Below are 16,305 nucleotides of genomic sequence, written 5' to 3' on the forward strand. Positions count from 1 at the left end.
GTTGGGGCTCAGCTCTCAATGGCCGGCGTGACCAGGAGCACCTGGGTCACGGCTTCGCGGGGGATCCGCCTGGTGCGGCCGCGCTGGTTGATCTGAAGCTCGCTCGCGGTGCGCTCCAGAAGAAGGCCCTCGCAGCGGCTTGCCGATCCCTTGGCGTCGCGGAAGTGCACGGCCACAGGGAAGCCGCGAAAGCTGCGGAAGTCCCGGTCGTCGCGCAGTTCCTCGCCGATGCCGGGGCTGCTGACCTCCAGAACATAGGCCTCGTCGGTCAGCAACCCCTCGGATTCAAGCGCCTCCACAAGCGGTGGGGACAGCGCTGCACAGTTGTCGAGCGTGATCTCGCCGCCTGAAGCCCGCTGCACCAGCACCTGCAACGTCATCGGAATCCGATGGCTGAGCAGTGCCACCCCCATGAGCTCACAGCCATGGGCGGCACACGTCTGCCGCGCCACGGCTTCCAGTTTGGGCAGCAGGGGATGGGGCACCGAAGGGGAGACCGTGGGAGACCGGAACCAGGCCTGGCCCAAAGACCTCAAGGCCTACTTTTCACCCTAGGGGATCCCTGCCGCCATCAGAAGGGGCAGACAGGGCCCCCAGATCGATCACGGGGGCCTCGGCGTAATAGTCACTGCGCTGAACGCTGCCGCGCCGCTCCGCGTCGAGGTTCATGCATTGGGCTTTCTGCTCATCGCTGCGCAGGTACTGGCAGACCCTTGCCCAGAGCTTGGCGCGGGTGCCCGGCGCTCCCTGGCTGAAGTGCACCAGGTCGGCACCACCGGCCATGCCCTGGATCTCCACCTGACAGAGGCTGCAACGCTGCCGGGTGCCGGGGGGGATTGCTGCCATGGCGGCCTCGCTGTTCAGGGGGCAACTTAGGCCTAGGTGCTGGAGGTGTGAATGCGCGTGTTGCAGCTGAGCGATCTGCATCTGCTCGCCGAGCCTGGCGGCGTCTATCGCGGTCGCCCGCCCCTCGCCTGCCTGACCCATGCGCTGCGGCAAGCCCTGGCGGCGGCCCCGGCCCCGCCGGACCTGCTGCTGCTCAGCGGCGACCTCTGCCAGGACGAAAGCCTGGCGGGCTATGTCCATCTCCACACATCGTTGCAGTTCCTGGGCCTCCCCCTGGCCCTGCTGCCAGGCAACCACGACCATCCCCAGCTGCTGCGCTCCGTTCTGGGTCGCCACGGCCCGATCGCGCCGGCGTTGGTGGAGGGGCCTGGGGCCAGGCTGCTCCTGCTCGACAGCCACAAGGCCGGAGCTACCGCCGGTTGGCTCGGAGCCAGCCAGCTCGCCTGGCTGGCGGGCGTTCTCCAGCAGCTGGAGCAGGCCTTGCCCCGACCCCTGCTGGTGGCCGTGCACCATCCCCCCGTGGCGATCGGCGACCTCGAAATGGATGCCATCGGGCTGCTCGATGGGGCGGCCCTGCTGCAGCTGCTGGGACAAGCCAGGGACCTGGAGGCCGTGGTGTTCGGCCACATCCACCAGCACTGGAGCGGCAGCCTGCCCGGCCGCCCCCAGGTGCCCCTACTCGGTTGCCCTTCCACCCTCTGCGGCTTCGGACCGGTGCAGCCCTGCCCCTTGGGCCGCCCTGACGACCCCGGCGGCCGCTGGCTGGAGATCGGCGCGCCGGGCGGTTTTCAGGAGTCCCTGCTGCGCTGGTCCCCTCCCTAGCGTCAGCACAGAAGTGCTGGCCCGCCCGTGCCCCCTGAGCTGAAGCCCTCTTCCGCTGATTTTCTGGTCATGCTGCGCCGCTGGCTCCGCCGGTGCCGCCCTGCCGCTGCCGGGCTGCTGGCCCTCTCCCTGGTGGCGATCCACCTGGTTGGTGCCCCCACCGCCTGGGCCCTTGAAGCGACCTCCCCTGACCAGGCGGCCCACAGTTTTGTGGCTGAGGCGGCCCGCTCGGTGGCCCCGGCCGTGGTGCGGATCGACATCGAACGGGACGTGGAGCGGCAGGCCTTCGATCCGGCCCTGCTGGATCCGCTGCTGCGCGATCTGTTCGGCGACCCTTCCGGCAGCAGGCGTGAGCGCGGCCAGGGCTCGGGGGTGGTGATCGATGCCCGCAGGGGGCTGGTGCTCACCAATGCCCACGTGGTGGATCAGGTGGATCGGGTGGAAGTCACCCTGGCCGATGGTCGCCAGCGCGATGCCACCGTGGTGGGCAGTGATTCCGTTACCGATCTGGCCCTGGTGCGGATTCGCGGTGTCGACGATCTGCAGGCGGCCTCCCTCGGCGATTCCGAGGCTCTTGAGGTGGGCGACTGGGCCATCGCCCTGGGCAGCCCCTATGGCCTGCAGCGCACGGTCACCCTGGGCATCGTCAGCAGCCTGCACCGCGACATCAACAGCCTCGGCTTCTCCGACAAGCGCCTCGATCTGATCCAGACCGATGCCGCGATCAACCCCGGTAACTCCGGCGGACCGCTCATCAACGCCGCCGGTGACGTGATCGGCATCAACACCCTGGTGCGCTCCGGTCCGGGAGCGGGGCTCGGCTTCGCCATCCCGATCAACCTGGCCAGGCAGGTGGCCAGCCAGCTGGCCGAAGGCGGCCAGGTGGTGCACCCCTATCTCGGCCTGCAGCTGGTGCCGCTCACCGCCCGCCGCGCCCGGGACAACAACCGTGATCCCGATGCGGTGCTGCAGCTGCCCGAGCGCGACGGTGCCCTGGTGCAGCGGGTGCTGCCGGAGAGTCCCGCCGAGCAGGCCGGCATGCGCCGCGGCGACCTGGTGGTGGCCGCGGCCGATCAGCTGGTGGCTGATCCCGCCAGCCTGCTGCGCCAGGTGGAGCACGCTGCGGTGGGCGAACCCCTGGCCATCACCGTGGTGCGCGGCCGCCGCGAGCTGAGCCTCTCGATCCGTCCGGCGGCCCTGCCCAGCGCCGGCTGAGGCCGCTGCTACGGTCGCGGCCCGCGTGAGGGGTTGGTGCCGATGGCCGAGCTGCAGGACCGGATGAAGCAGGCGGTGGCCCTGGCGGCCACCGACCAGATCCGCAGTGGCATGGTGGTGGGGCTGGGATCGGGCTCCACGGCCGCGCTGATGATCCAGGCCCTGGGCGCGCGGCTGCAAAGCGGCGAGCTCAGCGACATCACCGGCGTGACCACCTCCTTCCAGGGCGAGGTGCTGGCGGCTGAGCTGGGCATCCCCCTCGCCAGCCTCAATGCCATCAGCCGCATCGACCTGGCCATTGACGGAGCCGATGAGGTGGATCCCTCGTTCCAGCTGATCAAGGGGGGTGGCGCCTGCCATGTGCAGGAAAAGCTGGTGGCCCGCCGCGCCGACCGCTTTGTGGTGGTGGTGGACAGCACCAAGCTGGTGGACACCCTCAACCTCGATTTCCTGCTGCCGGTGGAGGTGCTGTCGGGCGCCTGGCGCCAGGTGCAGGCGGAGCTCCAGGCCCTGGGCGGCGCAGCCCAGCTGCGCATGGCCGTGCGCAAGGCCGGACCGGTGGTCACGGATCAGGGCAACCTGGTGCTGGATGTGCGCTTTGCCGGCGGCATCGCCGATCCCGAAGGGCTGGAACGGCAGATCAACAACCTTCCCGGGGTGCTGGAGAACGGCCTGTTCGTGAACCTGGCCGATCAGGTGCTGGTGGGCCAGATCGAGGCGGACATCCCGGGCGTCCGAGATCTCGACAAACGCTGAGCCCCCGCCAGACACATCGACTTCGGGGGCTTTTCAGCTGAGTCGCCGCCGCACAGACTCGGCGTGGCTGTGCAGACCCTCACTCTCGGCCAGGGTGATCACGGCCTGACCCGTGGCCTCGAGAGCGGCCCGGTTGAAGTGGATCAGCGAGGTGTGGCGCAGGAACGTCTCGACGCTCAGGGCACCGGCGAAGCGGGCCGTGCCGGAAGTGGGCAGGGTGTGGTTGGGGCCGGCCAGGTAGTCGCCCACCGCCTCTGGGCTGTGGGGGCCCATGAAGATCGCGCCGGCGTTCTGGATCTGCTCCGCCAGCGCCTGCGGCTCTTCCACCAGCAGCTCGAGGTGTTCCGGGGCAAAGCGATCGCTGAGGGCGGCGGCACTGCTGAGATCGCGGCAGATCACCACCAGGCCCCAGTCCTGCAGGGCCGAGCGGGTGATGGCGGCGCGCGGGTGTCCCTGCAGCTGGGCTTCCAGAGCCTGGGGCAGCGCGCTGGCCAGCTCCTCGCTGGTGGTGAGCAGGATGGCCGCCGCCAGGGGGTCATGTTCGGCCTGGGCCAGCAGGTCGGCGGCCACCTGCTCCACCCGGGCGGTGTGGTCGGCGATCACCAGCACCTCGCTCGGCCCGGCCAGGGAATCGATCGCCACCTGGCCGTACACCGCCTTCTTGGCCAGAGTCACGTAGAGGTTTCCGGGGCCGCTGATCACATCCACGCGGGGAATGGATGCGGTGCCGTAGGCGAGGGCAGCGATCGCCTGGGCGCCGCCCACCCGGTAGACCTCGTTGATGCCGGCCAGATGGGCCGCGGCCAGCACGGTGGGGTTCGGCTCACCGCCGGGGCCAGGCGGCGTCACCATCACCAGCCGCTCCACCCCCGCCACCACGGCAGGCACGGCGTTCATCAGCACCGTGCTCGGGTAGGAGGCCCTGCCGCCAGGCACGTACAGCCCGGCGCGTTGCACCGGCCGCCAGCGCCGGCCCAGGCTTTCGCCATGGGGACCGGTGACGCTCAGGTCGGCTGGCAGCTGGCGCCGATGAAAATCCAGGATCCGGCTGTGGGCCAGGCGCAGGGCCTGCTGCAGGGGAGGCGGGCACTGCTCCCAGGAGCTGGCCAGCCGCTCCGGCGGAATCCGCAGCGGATCGGGGCGCACCCCATCAAAGCGCTCCGTGAGGCGGAGCAGGGCGGTATCGCCCTCGCGCCGTACCTGCTGGAGGATGTCGCCCACCAGGGCTGCAGCCTGCTCGCTGGCCCCGCCCTGGGTCCGCGCGGCGATGGCCTCAAGCCGTTCGGCTGCGGCAGCCGGATCCCGCAGGCAGGGGAGGAGCAACGCTGTGGAGGGGGCGGCCACGGAAGTCACGCGAGGCAGAACCTCAACCTAGAGGGCCAGAGCAGGGCTCCCCGGCCCGGGCCTTGGGCGAGCCTGGATGGCACCGAGGTAAGATCATCGATCGCTGAATCAGTCCTCCACCGCCTGTGGCCAATAACAAGTCTTCGAAGAAGCGCATCGAGATCGCCGAGCGCAACCGGCTGCGCAACCGCACCTACAAGTCGTCCCTGCGCACCCTGATGAAGCGCTGTTTCACGGCTTGCACGGCCTACAGCCAGGGTCCCGATGCCACCGCCAAGGAGGCGGTGCAGCTGTCCATGCGGGCTGCCTTCAGCAAGATCGACAAGGCCGTGAAGGTGGGTGTGCTGCATCGCAACACCGGTGCCCACCAGAAATCTCGCCTGAGCACCGCGGTGCGCCAAGCCGTGGAGCCTGAAACCGCCAGCAGCTGAGTCTCCCAGCCAGGATCGGGCGGCTGCTGAGCCAAGCCTTCAGCCTGGCCGCCTCTGAGCCAGCATGCCCACGGCCCTGAAGCCCCATCGCCATGACGCCGCCGTCTGCCGTCCAGAAGGCCGCCACTGTCCAGACTGGCCATCCAGCCGAGCCCCTGGCCCATGGCGGGCTGGTCGACTCCCATTGCCACATCGTCTTTCGCCAGTTTGACGAGGATCTCGATGAGGTGATTGCGCGCTGGCGGCAGGCCGGGGTGGTGGCCCTGGTGCATGCCTGCGTGGAGCCTGCCGAAATCCCGGCGATTCGGGCCCTCGCCGATCGCCTGCCCGAGTTGCGTTACTCGGTGGGGGTTCACCCGCTCGATACTGAGCACTGGAGCAGCGACACCGCCGCCGTGCTCGAGCAGGCGGCCGTGGATGACCCCAGGGTTGTGGCCATCGGCGAACTGGGCCTGGACCTGTTCCGGGAGCAGAACCTGCAGGCGCAGCTGGCCGTGCTGCGTCCCCAGCTCGACCTGGCCTGCCGGCTGGATCTGCCGGTGATCGTGCACTGCCGTGATGCCGCCGAGCCGATGCTCGCCGAGCTGCGTCAGCGTCGCAGCGAGGGCCTCTGCCCCCGGGGGGTGATGCACTGCTGGGGCGGCACGCCCGAGGAGATGGAGGCGTTCCTCGAGCTCGGGTTCTACATCAGTTTCAGCGGAGTGGTCACCTTCGCCAAGGCCGAGGCCACCCACGCCTGCGCCCGGGCCGTGCCTGCCGATCGCTACCTGGTGGAGACAGACTGTCCCTTCCTGGCTCCGGTGCCGCGCCGGGGCAAGCGCAATGAGCCGTCCTATGTGGCCGCTGTGGCGGAGCGGGTGGCGCTCCTGCGCGGCGAGAGCCTCGACATGGTGGCCCGCACCAGCACGGCCAATGCCCGAACCCTGTTCAGGCTTCTGGGTGACGGTGTATGATCCTTCATTGGCCTGGATGCGAAAGCTCTCCTTGTTGTCGACGTCTTCAGCCTTGATGCGATCTCGTTAGATGCCTCCTCCTGGGCAGCCGTTCCCCTCTGGGGAGCGGCTGTTCGCGTGGGCGGCCGCGAGCGATCAGCAGGCTGATGGACCGACAGGCCACCCCGTCAATTATCGATCCTGCAGGTTCACCGCATGAGCAGCGCGATCCAGGTCGCCAAGACCGTCACTTACCTGCCCGATCTCGTGGAGGTACAGAGGGCGAGCTTCAAATGGTTCCTGGAGAAGGGCCTGATCGAAGAGCTGGAGAGCTTTTCGCCGATCACCGATTACACGGGCAAGCTTGAGCTGCACTTCATCGGCAGTGAGTACCGGCTGAAGCGGCCACGCCACGACGTGGAGGAAGCGAAGCGGCGTGATGCCACCTTCGCTTCACAGATGTATGTCACCTGCAGACTGGTCAACAAGGAAACCGGTGAGATCAAGGAACAGGAAGTTTTCATCGGCGAACTGCCTTTGATGACCGAGCGCGGCACCTTCATCATCAATGGTGCAGAGCGTGTGATCGTGAATCAGATCGTTCGCTCCCCGGGTGTCTATTTCAAGGAGGAGCCCGATCCCAAGACCGGCCGCAAGACCTACAACGCCAGTGTGATCCCCAACCGGGGAGCATGGCTGAAGTTCGAAACCGATAAGCACGAGCTGATGCACGTGCGGGTCGACAAGACCCGCAAGATCAATGCCCACGTGCTGATGCGCGCCATGGGCCTCTCCGATGTGGACGTGCTCGACAAGCTGCGCCACCCCGAGTACTACTCCAAGACGATCGAGTCCGCCACCAGTGTGGATGGAATCACCTCCCAGGATCAGGCTCTGCTGGAGCTCTACAAGAAGCTGCGTCCGGGTGAACCGCCCTCAGTGAGCGGCGGCCAGAGCTTGCTGGATTCCCGCTTCTTCGACGCGAAGCGCTACGACCTCGGTCGCGTCGGCCGCTACAAGATCAACAAGAAACTGCGGCTCACCGTGCCGGATGAGACGCGGGTGCTCACCAAGGAGGAGCTGCTCGCCACTCTCGATTACCTGATCGGCCTGCAGCTCGGCCAGCCCGGCTATGAGATCGACGACATCGATCACCTGGGTAACCGTCGCGTCCGCTCCGTGGGTGAGCTGCTGCAGAACCAGGTGCGCGTGGGTCTCAACCGGCTCGAGCGGATCATCAGGGAACGGATGACCGTCGGCGAGACCGAGTCACTCACCCCGGCCCAGTTGGTGAACCCCAAGCCCCTGGTGGCGGCGATCAAGGAGTTCTTCGGCTCCAGCCAGCTGAGCCAGTTCATGGATCAGACCAACCCCCTGGCTGAGCTCACCCACAAGCGCCGCATCAGCGCGCTCGGCCCTGGCGGCCTCACCCGGGAACGGGCCGGTTTCGCCGTGCGCGACATCCACCCCTCCCACTACGGCCGCATCTGCCCGATCGAAACCCCGGAAGGCCCTAACGCCGGCCTGATCGGTTCGCTCGCCACCCACGCCCGGGTGAACGAATACGGCTTCATCGAGACCCCCTTCTGGAAGGTGGAGGAGGGGATCGTGATCAAGCAGGGCGACCCCATCTACCTCTCCGCCGATCTGGAAGACGAGTGCCGCGTCGCCCCCGGCGACGTGCCGACCGACTCCGACGGCCGCATCACGGCTGACCTGGTGCCCGTGCGCTACCGCCAGGATTTTGAAAAGGTGCCACCCGAGCAGGTGGATTACGTGCAGCTCTCGCCGGTGCAGGTGATCTCCGTGGCCACCTCTCTGATCCCCTTCCTGGAGCACGACGACGCCAACCGCGCCCTGATGGGCTCCAACATGCAGCGCCAGGCCGTGCCGCTGTTGCGTCCGGAGCGGCCCCTGGTGGGCACGGGCCTCGAGACCCAGGTCGCCCGCGACTCCGGCATGGTGCCGATCACCCGGGTCAATGGCACGGTCACCTATGTGGACGCCACGGCGATCGTGATCCGCGATGAAGACGGCCAGGACCACACCCACTACCTGCAGAAGTATCAGCGCTCCAACCAGGACACCTGCCTGAACCAGCGCCCGATCGTGCGCCAGGGAGACCCGGTGATCGCCGGCCAGGTGCTGGCGAATGGATCGGCCTGTGAAGGCGGTGAAATCGCCCTGGGTCAGAATGTACTGATCGCCTACATGCCTTGGGAGGGATACAACTACGAGGACGCCATCCTCGTTAGCGAGCGGCTCGTCACCGACGATCTCTACACCTCCGTTCACATCGAGAAGTACGAGATTGAGGCCCGGCAGACCAAGCTCGGCCCTGAGGAGATCACTCGTGAGATCCCTAACGTGGCTGAAGAAAGCCTGGGTAATCTCGATGAGATGGGCATCATCCGTGTCGGTGCCTTTGTGGAAAGTGGTGACATCCTGGTGGGCAAGGTGACCCCCAAGGGGGAGTCCGATCAGCCGCCTGAGGAAAAGCTCCTGCGTGCCATCTTCGGCGAGAAGGCCCGCGACGTGCGTGATAACTCCCTGCGGGTTCCCAGCACAGAGCGTGGCCGCGTGGTGGATGTGCGCATCTACACCCGCGAACAGGGTGACGAGCTGCCGCCGGGCGCCAACATGGTGGTGCGGGTGTATGTGGCCAAGCGCCTGAAGATTCAGGTTGGCGACAAGATGGCCGGTCGCCACGGCAACAAGGGCATCATCAGCCGCATCCTCCCCCGTGAGGACATGCCCTATCTCCCGGACGGCACACCCATCGACATCGTGCTCAATCCGCTGGGCGTGCCCAGCCGGATGAATGTGGGCCAGGTGTTCGAGTGCCTGATGGGCTGGGCTTCGTCCCACCTGGACTGCCGCGTCAAGGTGGTGCCCTTCGATGAGATGCACGGCGCCGAGAAATCGAAGCAAACCGTGCAGGCCTTCCTGGAGGAAGCCGCCAGCCAGCCCGGCAAGGACTGGGTCTATGACCCTGGGAACCCCGGCAAGATCCAGCTGATCGATGGCCGCAGTGGCGAGGCTTTCGACCAGCCAGTCACCGTGGGCTATGCCCACATTCTCAAGCTGGTGCACCTGGTGGACGACAAGATCCACGCCCGCTCCACCGGTCCCTACTCCCTGGTCACCCAGCAGCCCCTGGGCGGCAAGGCCCAGCAGGGTGGTCAGCGCCTCGGCGAGATGGAAGTCTGGGCCCTGGAGGCCTATGGCGCGGCCTACACGCTGCAGGAGCTGCTCACCGTCAAGTCCGACGACATGCAGGGCCGCAACGAAGCCCTCAACGCCATCGTCAAGGGCAAGCCCATCCCCCGCCCCGGCACGCCGGAGTCGTTCAAGGTGCTGATGCGCGAGCTGCAGTCCCTGGGCCTCGACATCGCTGTGTACACCGATGCGGGCGAAGAGGTGGATCTGATGCAGGACGTCAACCCCCGTCGCAGCACGCCAAGCCGGCCCACCTACGAGTCCCTCGGCGTTGCGGATTACGACGACGACTGAATCGACCCTGTGTCGCTGCTCCCCAGTCGATGCCTCCCCGTTGAAGCCACCCCTTTCGATCTCCGCGCGTTAGTCACCCCCATGTCCAACAGCAATCTCCGCACCGAAAACCACTTCGACTACGTCAAGATCACGCTGGCTTCGCCGGATCGGATCATGCAGTGGGGGCAGCGCACGTTGCCCAACGGTCAGGTTGTGGGTGAGGTCACCAAGCCCGAAACCATCAACTACCGCACGCTCAAGCCGGAGATGGACGGCCTGTTCTGCGAGAAGATCTTCGGACCGTCCAAGGACTGGGAGTGCCATTGCGGTAAGTACAAACGGGTGCGGCACCGCGGCATCGTCTGCGAGCGCTGTGGCGTGGAGGTCACCGAGAGCAGGGTGCGCCGTCACCGCATGGGCTTCATCAAGCTGGCCGCCCCGGTGAGCCACGTCTGGTACCTGAAGGGGATTCCCAGCTACGTGGCGATCCTGCTCGACATGCCCCTGCGGGATGTGGAGCAGATCGTTTACTTCAACTGCTACGTGGTTCTCGATCCGGGCGACCACAAAACCCTCTCCTACAAGCAGCTGCTCACGGAAGACGAATGGCTTGAGATTGAGGATGAAATCTACGCCGAAGATTCCGAGATCGAGAATGAGCCCATCGTCGGTATCGGTGCCGAGGCGCTCAAGAGCCTGCTGCAGGACATCAACCTCAGCGAAACTGCCGAGCAGTTGCGTGAGGACATCGCCGCCAGCAAGGGTCAGAAGCGGGCCAAACTCATCAAGCGTCTGCGGGTGATCGACAACTTCGTGGCCACCGGTGCAAGTCCGGATTGGATGGTGCTGGATGTGATTCCGGTGATCCCGCCTGATCTGCGTCCCATGGTTCAGCTCGATGGCGGCCGTTTCGCCACGAGCGATCTCAACGACCTCTACCGCCGGGTGATCAACCGCAACAACCGCCTGGCCAGACTGCAGGAGATCCTGGCGCCGGAGATCATCGTCCGCAACGAGAAGCGGATGCTGCAGGAGGCTGTCGATGCCTTGATCGACAACGGCCGCCGCGGCCGCACGGTGGTGGGAGCCAACAACAGGGCCCTCAAGTCGCTCAGCGACATCATTGAGGGTAAGCAGGGGCGTTTCCGTCAGAACCTGCTCGGCAAGCGCGTCGACTACTCCGGTCGTTCAGTGATCGTGGTGGGCCCCAAGCTGAAAATGCACCAGTGCGGGCTCCCCAAGGAGATGGCCATTGAGCTGTTTCAGCCCTTTGTGATCAACCGGCTGATTCGCCAGAACATCGTCAACAACATCAAGGCCGCCAAGAAGTTGATTCAGCGGGCCGATGACGAGGTGATGCAGGTGTTGCAGGAGGTCATCGAGGGACACCCGATCATGCTCAACCGGGCTCCGACACTGCACCGCCTTGGCATTCAGGCCTTCGAGCCTAAGTTGGTCGATGGTCGTGCCATTCAGCTCCACCCGCTCGTCTGCCCAGCCTTCAACGCTGACTTCGACGGCGACCAGATGGCCGTGCATGTGCCCCTGGCGATTGAAGCTCAGACGGAAGCCCGCATGCTCATGCTGGCCAGCAACAACATTCTCTCGCCGGCTACAGGCGAGCCAATCATCACCCCCTCCCAGGACATGGTGCTCGGCGCCTACTACCTCAGTGCCGAGCAGCCTGGGGCCAGCAAGCCCGATTTCGGTGACCGCTCCCGCACCTTCGCCGGCCTTGAGGATGTGATCGCCGCTTTTGAGGAGAAGCACATCGGCCTGCACCACTGGGTCTGGGTGCGGTTCTCCGGCGATGTGGACTGTGATGACGAGGAGAGCACGCCGCTGGAGCAGAAGACGCTCAGTGATGGCACCCGCATCGAGCAGTGGAACTACCGCCGTGACCGCTTCGATGAGGACGGCGCCCTGATCAGCCGCTACCTGCTCACCACTGTGGGTCGGGTCGTGATCAACCACACCATCATCGACGCCGTGGCTGCGGTCTGAACTGGCTTCTGACCGGTCCAACGTCTCCACCTTCGTTTCGCCTTCTCACCAGCGCCCAGCCGCCCCATGACCGCCACTCCCGCCAAGAAGTCCAAGTCGTCCAAGAAAGCCGCTGAGCCAAGCGTGGACACCACGGCTGCCGTGGTCACCCCGCCCCTCAGCCGCGAGGCGCCGCTGTTCCGCAACCGCGTGATCGACAAGAAAGCGCTCCGCAACCTGGTGGCCTGGGCCTACAAGCATCACGGCACGGCGGCCACGGCCGCCATGGCGGATGATCTCAAGGATCTCGGCTTCCACTACGCCACCCAGGCGGCTGTGTCGATCTCCGTCGACGACCTGCGCATCCCCGGGGACAAGGCCGCCCTGCTGGCAGAGGCCGAGGAGCAGATCACTCAAACCGAAGAGCGCTATCGCCTCGGTGAGATCACCGAAGTGGAACGCCACACCAAGGTGATCGATACCTGGACGGAAACCAACGAACGCCTCGTTGCTGCTGTGCGCCGCAACTTCAACGAGAACGATCCACTCAATTCCGTCTGGATGATGGCCAACTCAGGCGCCCGGGGCAACATGTCTCAGGTGCGCCAGCTGGTGGGCATGCGCGGCCTGATGGCCAACCCCCAGGGGGAGATCATCGACCTGCCGATCCGCACCAACTTCCGTGAGGGGCTGACTGTCACCGAGTACGTGATTTCGTCCTACGGCGCCCGCAAGGGCCTGGTGGACACCGCCCTGCGCACGGCGGACTCCGGCTACCTCACCCGGCGCCTGGTGGACGTTGCCCAGGATGTGATCGTCCGCGAGGACGATTGCGGCACCACCCGCTTCATCCCGATTGATGCTGACGAGCGCGGTCGCTTTGCCAGCAAGCTGGTGGGTCGCCTGGCCGCCCAGCCCGTGGTCGACGCCGATGGCGTTGTGCTGGTCGACCGCGATGGCGAAATCGACCTGCCTCTCTCACGCCGGATCGAAGCCGCTGGTGTGCGCACGGTGAATGTGCGCTCGCCCCTCACCTGTGAGGCCTCCCGTTCGGTCTGCCGTAAGTGCTACGGCTGGGCCCTGGCCCACAACCAGCTGGTGGATCTCGGCGAGGCCGTCGGCATCGTGGCGGCCCAGTCGATCGGTGAGCCTGGAACCCAGCTCACCATGCGCACCTTCCACACCGGCGGTGTGTCCACCGCCGAAACCGGCGTGGTGCGCTCCCTTGTGGATGGCACGGTCGAGTTCGGTCCGAAGTCACGGGTCAGGGCATTCCGCACCTCCCACGGCGTGAATGCCCAGATCGCGGAGACCGACTTCCTGCTCACCCTCAAGCCCACCGGAAAGGGCAAGATCCAGAAGCTGGACATCACCACCGGTTCGATCCTGTTTGTCGCCGACGGTGACATCGTGCCTGGAGACATCATCCTTGCCCAGATCTCGGCTGGTGCCACGGTCAAGAAGAGCGTTGAAAAGGCCACGAAGGATGTGATCTGCGACCTGGCGGGCCAGGTGCGCTACGAGGATGGCATTCAACCCAAGGAGGTCACTGACCGCCAGGGCAACATCACCCACAAGGCCACTCGCCTGGGCCGCCTCTGGGTGTTTGCGGGGGATGTCTACAACCTCCCCCCCAACGCCCTCCCTGTGGTTGAAGGAAACAAGGCCGTCACCACCGGTGAGGTGCTGGCCGAGAGTCGCCTGGTCTCGGAGTACGGCGGCGCCGTGCGCCTGCGCGAGAGCGCCGGAGACTCCCGGGAGGTTCAGATTGTCACCACCAGCCTCACGCTCAAGGACTGCAAGCTCCTGGGTGAATCCACCCATTCAGGTGAGCTTTGGCACCTGGAGGGCAAGGAGGGAAACCGCTACCGCCTCAACACAGCTCCGGGCAGCAAGATCGGTAACGGCGAGGTGATCGCTGAGCTCGCCGATGACCGCTTCCGCACCCAGACAGGTGGCCTCGTCAAGTTCGCCCCCGGCCTGGCGATCAAGAAGGCGCGCAGTGCCAAGAATGGTTATGAGGTGAGCAAGGGCGGCACCCTGCTGTGGATCCCCCAGGAAACCCACGAGATCAACAAGGACATCTCCCTGTTGATGATTGAGGATGGCCAGTGGATTGAAGCCGGCACTGAGGTGGTCAAGGATATCTTCAGCCAGACGGCTGGGATCGTGACGGTCACCCAGAAAAATGACATCCTTCGGGAGATCATTGTGCGCTCAGGTGTGCTGCACCTGGTGCCCGACAGCAAGGTGATCAGCAAGTTTGCCGATGGCCGCATGGTCATGCCCGGCGAAGAGATCAGCAAGGGCCTCAAGGCTGAGGCGATGGTCTATGTGGAAACGGCCGAGACCCCTGAGGGCAGCGCCCTGCTGCTGCGGCCGGTGGAGGAATACGCCATTCCCGATGCGGCTCACCTGCCGGAGCTCACCACGGTGAAACAGTCCGGTGGCCCGTACATGGGCCTCAAGGCCACCCAGAGGCTGGCCTTCAAGGATGGCGAGCTGATCAAGAGTGTCGAGGGCGTCGAGCTGCTGCGCACGCAGTTGATTCTTGAAACCTTCGATACCACGCCCCAGATGACCGTGGATGTGGAGGCCCTGCCGGACAAGCGGGCCAAGACGATCGAGCGCCTTCAACTCACCATCCTTGAAACGCTCCTGGTCAGGCGCGACACCCTCTCCGACGCCAGCCATGGCTCCACCCACACGGACCTGCAGGTGCAGGACGGCACCTCGGTCAAGAAGGGCGAGGTCGTCGCCACCACCCAGATTCTCTGCAAGGAGGACGGTGTGGTTCAGCTCCCGACTCCGATCGATGGGGAGCCGATCCGGCGCCTGATCGTGGAGCGGGACATCGATACCCGCAGCATTGATCTCGGTTCGGCAACCCCGCTTGTTCGAGTGGATCAGCGCCTGGTGGATGGCGATCTGCTGGCCGAGGGCATGCCCTCCCCCTGCTGTGGTGAGGTGGAAGCGATCGAGGGCTCCAACCTGATCATGCGCCTGGGCCGCCCCTACATGGTGTCCCCCGATTCTGTGCTGCATGTCCGGGACGGTGAACTCGTGCAGCGCGGCGATGGTCTGGCCCTGCTGGTGTTCGAGCGCCAGAAGACCGGCGATATCGTGCAGGGTCTGCCTCGAATCGAGGAGCTCCTGGAGGCCCGGCGCCCCCGCGATTCCGCTGTGCTCTGCCGCAAGGCCGGCACCGTGGACATCAAGCAAGGTGATGACGACGACTCGATCACCGTCACCGTGATCGAGTCTGATGACGCGATCACTGAGTACCCGATCCTGCTCGGCCGCACTGTGATGGTCAGCAATTCCCAGCAGGTCAAGGCCGGTGAATCGCTCACCGATGGCCCGATCAATCCCCACGAGCTGCTGGAGTGCTACTTCGAGGATCTGCGCAGCCGCAAGCCCACCCTGGAGGCTGCCCAGGAATCGATTTCCAAGCTCCAGTTCCGCATGGTGCAGGAGGTGCAGAACGTCTACAAGAGTCAGGGCGTCTCCATCGACGACAAGCACATCGAAGTGATCGTCCGTCAGATGACCAGCAAGGTCCGCATTGAAGATGCCGGCGACACCACCTTCCTGCCCGGTGAGCTGATCGAGCTGCGCCAGGTTGAGCAGGTGAATGGCGCCATGGCCATCACTGGCGGTGCCCCTGCGGAGTTCACCCCGGTGTTGCTCGGCATCACCAAGGCCTCGCTGAACACCGACAGCTTCATCTCGGCGGCCTCCTTCCAGGAGACCACCCGGGTGCTCACCGAGGCGGCGATCGAGGGCAAGAGCGATTGGCTGCGGGGCCTCAAGGAGAACGTGATCATCGGCCGCCTGATTCCGGCCGGCACAGGCTTCAGTGGCTTCGAAGAGGAGCTGAGGTCGGAGGCCGGCCCCCATCCCGACATCCTTGAGGAGGACGGCATGGGCTACCGCCGCATGCAGAATCTTCGTCCGGACTACACGGTGGAGACCCCCGCTCCGCCGGCTGCCACCGCCGTGCTCGACGACCCTTCCGAGGAAGACCTGGAGGCCACCCGCAGCCGCCATGGCCTGGAGGCCACCGCCAGCACCACGGCGGCCTTCACCCGGCCGGCAGTGGAGGAGGGGCTCGAAGAGGAACTGGTTGCCGATCCCGCTGCCCTCGAAGGGCTGCAGGAAGAAGGGCTGCTCAGTGAGGAGTGAGCCCTGGCCAGGAGTCCTGGGGCTCCTGGCATGTCACCTTCCCCCGCCATGATGGCCCGATGCCCACACCAGTCCCGATCACAGCCAGTGCCACCAGCCCTCGGGCCGGGGGCAACGGTGCTGCCGCAGAGCGGCCGCTGACCGCCCTGGGCACACCGGTGCCCCAGCGCAGGCTGCCCCGCTTCGGCTTCCATACCCATACCGAGCGGCTCAATGGCAGGGCCGCAATGCTGGGCTTCATGGCCCTGCTGGCGGTGGAGTGGTGGCTGGGCCATGGCCTGTTGATCTGGCCTTGA

At 65.9% G+C, this 16,305-nt stretch carries 12 protein-coding genes; 9 read left to right on the forward strand and 3 right to left on the reverse strand.

All coding sequences use genetic code 11. The features are described from left to right. Positions 1 to 8 precede the first annotated feature (8 nt). Both CyaNS01_RS02795 and CyaNS01_RS02800 read right to left on the reverse strand, forming a co-directional pair. Positions 9 to 485 carry a ribosome assembly cofactor RimP gene (locus tag CyaNS01_RS02795; RefSeq protein ID WP_186698668.1) on the reverse strand — a complete coding sequence of 159 codons (477 nt, stop codon included), beginning with the start codon at positions 483 to 485 and terminating at the stop codon, positions 9 to 11. Between the two features lie 61 nt (positions 486 to 546). After that, positions 547 to 846 carry a hypothetical protein gene (locus CyaNS01_RS02800; RefSeq protein ID WP_186698670.1) on the reverse strand — a complete coding sequence of 100 codons (300 nt, stop codon included), beginning with the start codon at positions 844 to 846 and terminating at the stop codon, positions 547 to 549. A 51-nt stretch (positions 847 to 897) separates the two neighbouring features. Between CyaNS01_RS02800 and CyaNS01_RS02805 the strand changes: the two genes are divergently transcribed. From CyaNS01_RS02805 to rpiA, 3 genes are all read left to right on the forward strand, one after another. Continuing rightward, the gene (locus tag CyaNS01_RS02805; protein ID WP_186698672.1) at positions 898 to 1,668 is read left to right on the forward strand and encodes a metallophosphoesterase; all 771 of its coding nucleotides are present in this window, start codon (positions 898 to 900) and stop codon (positions 1,666 to 1,668) included. A 69-nt stretch (positions 1,669 to 1,737) separates the two neighbouring features. Beyond that, positions 1,738 to 2,883 carry a trypsin-like peptidase domain-containing protein gene (locus CyaNS01_RS02810; protein WP_186700137.1) on the forward strand — a complete coding sequence of 382 codons (1,146 nt, stop codon included), beginning with the start codon at positions 1,738 to 1,740 and terminating at the stop codon, positions 2,881 to 2,883. A gap of 42 nt (positions 2,884 to 2,925) precedes the next feature. Beyond that, positions 2,926 to 3,639: a ribose-5-phosphate isomerase RpiA gene (gene rpiA, locus CyaNS01_RS02815; protein WP_186698673.1), complete on the forward strand. Its 714-nt coding sequence runs from the start codon at positions 2,926 to 2,928 to the stop codon at positions 3,637 to 3,639. A gap of 33 nt (positions 3,640 to 3,672) precedes the next feature. Here the strand turns inward: rpiA and hisD are convergent, their stop codons facing one another. Then, the gene (gene hisD / locus CyaNS01_RS02820) at positions 3,673 to 4,983 is read right to left on the reverse strand and encodes a histidinol dehydrogenase (RefSeq protein WP_186698675.1); all 1,311 of its coding nucleotides are present in this window, start codon (positions 4,981 to 4,983) and stop codon (positions 3,673 to 3,675) included. Between the two features lie 125 nt (positions 4,984 to 5,108). Here hisD and rpsT point away from each other — a divergent pair, with 125 nt between their 5' ends. From rpsT to CyaNS01_RS02850, 6 genes are all read left to right on the forward strand, one after another. Further along, the gene (gene rpsT, locus CyaNS01_RS02825; protein ID WP_186698677.1) at positions 5,109 to 5,414 is read left to right on the forward strand and encodes a 30S ribosomal protein S20; all 306 of its coding nucleotides are present in this window, start codon (positions 5,109 to 5,111) and stop codon (positions 5,412 to 5,414) included. Positions 5,415 to 5,506: 92 nt separating this feature from the next. Next, the gene (locus CyaNS01_RS02830) at positions 5,507 to 6,367 is read left to right on the forward strand and encodes a TatD family hydrolase (protein ID WP_186698679.1); all 861 of its coding nucleotides are present in this window, start codon (positions 5,507 to 5,509) and stop codon (positions 6,365 to 6,367) included. A 195-nt stretch (positions 6,368 to 6,562) separates the two neighbouring features. Further along, positions 6,563 to 9,859: a DNA-directed RNA polymerase subunit beta gene (gene rpoB, locus CyaNS01_RS02835; protein WP_186698681.1), complete on the forward strand. Its 3,297-nt coding sequence runs from the start codon at positions 6,563 to 6,565 to the stop codon at positions 9,857 to 9,859. A gap of 81 nt (positions 9,860 to 9,940) precedes the next feature. Then, positions 9,941 to 11,845, forward strand: a complete 1,905-nt coding sequence (locus CyaNS01_RS02840) for a DNA-directed RNA polymerase subunit gamma (protein ID WP_186698683.1) — start codon at positions 9,941 to 9,943, stop codon at positions 11,843 to 11,845. Between the two features lie 66 nt (positions 11,846 to 11,911). After that, positions 11,912 to 16,009: a DNA-directed RNA polymerase subunit beta' gene (locus CyaNS01_RS02845; RefSeq protein ID WP_186698685.1), complete on the forward strand. Its 4,098-nt coding sequence runs from the start codon at positions 11,912 to 11,914 to the stop codon at positions 16,007 to 16,009. A gap of 146 nt (positions 16,010 to 16,155) precedes the next feature. After that, positions 16,156 to 16,305 (forward strand): high light inducible protein, encoded by a 150-nt coding sequence (locus CyaNS01_RS02850; RefSeq protein ID WP_186700139.1) that lies wholly within the window; start codon positions 16,156 to 16,158, stop codon positions 16,303 to 16,305.

It is taken from the genome of Cyanobium sp. NS01, from assembly GCF_014280235.1.
Classification (GTDB): Bacteria; Cyanobacteriota; Cyanobacteriia; order PCC-6307; family Cyanobiaceae; genus NIES-981.

Coding starts and splice junctions, on each gene's coding strand:
- CyaNS01_RS02800 (WP_186698670.1), bottom strand. CDS start 846: ATGGCAGCAATCCCCCCCGGCACCCGGCAGCGTTGCAGCCTCTGTCAG.
- CyaNS01_RS02805 (WP_186698672.1), top strand. CDS start 898: ATGCGCGTGTTGCAGCTGAGCGATCTGCATCTGCTCGCCGAGCCTGGC.
- CyaNS01_RS02810 (WP_186700137.1), top strand. CDS start 1,738: ATGCTGCGCCGCTGGCTCCGCCGGTGCCGCCCTGCCGCTGCCGGGCTG.
- rpiA (WP_186698673.1), top strand. CDS start 2,926: ATGGCCGAGCTGCAGGACCGGATGAAGCAGGCGGTGGCCCTGGCGGCC.
- CyaNS01_RS02830 (WP_186698679.1), top strand. CDS start 5,507: ATGACGCCGCCGTCTGCCGTCCAGAAGGCCGCCACTGTCCAGACTGGC.
- rpoB (WP_186698681.1), top strand. CDS start 6,563: ATGAGCAGCGCGATCCAGGTCGCCAAGACCGTCACTTACCTGCCCGAT.
- CyaNS01_RS02840 (WP_186698683.1), top strand. CDS start 9,941: ATGTCCAACAGCAATCTCCGCACCGAAAACCACTTCGACTACGTCAAG.
- CyaNS01_RS02845 (WP_186698685.1), top strand. CDS start 11,912: ATGACCGCCACTCCCGCCAAGAAGTCCAAGTCGTCCAAGAAAGCCGCT.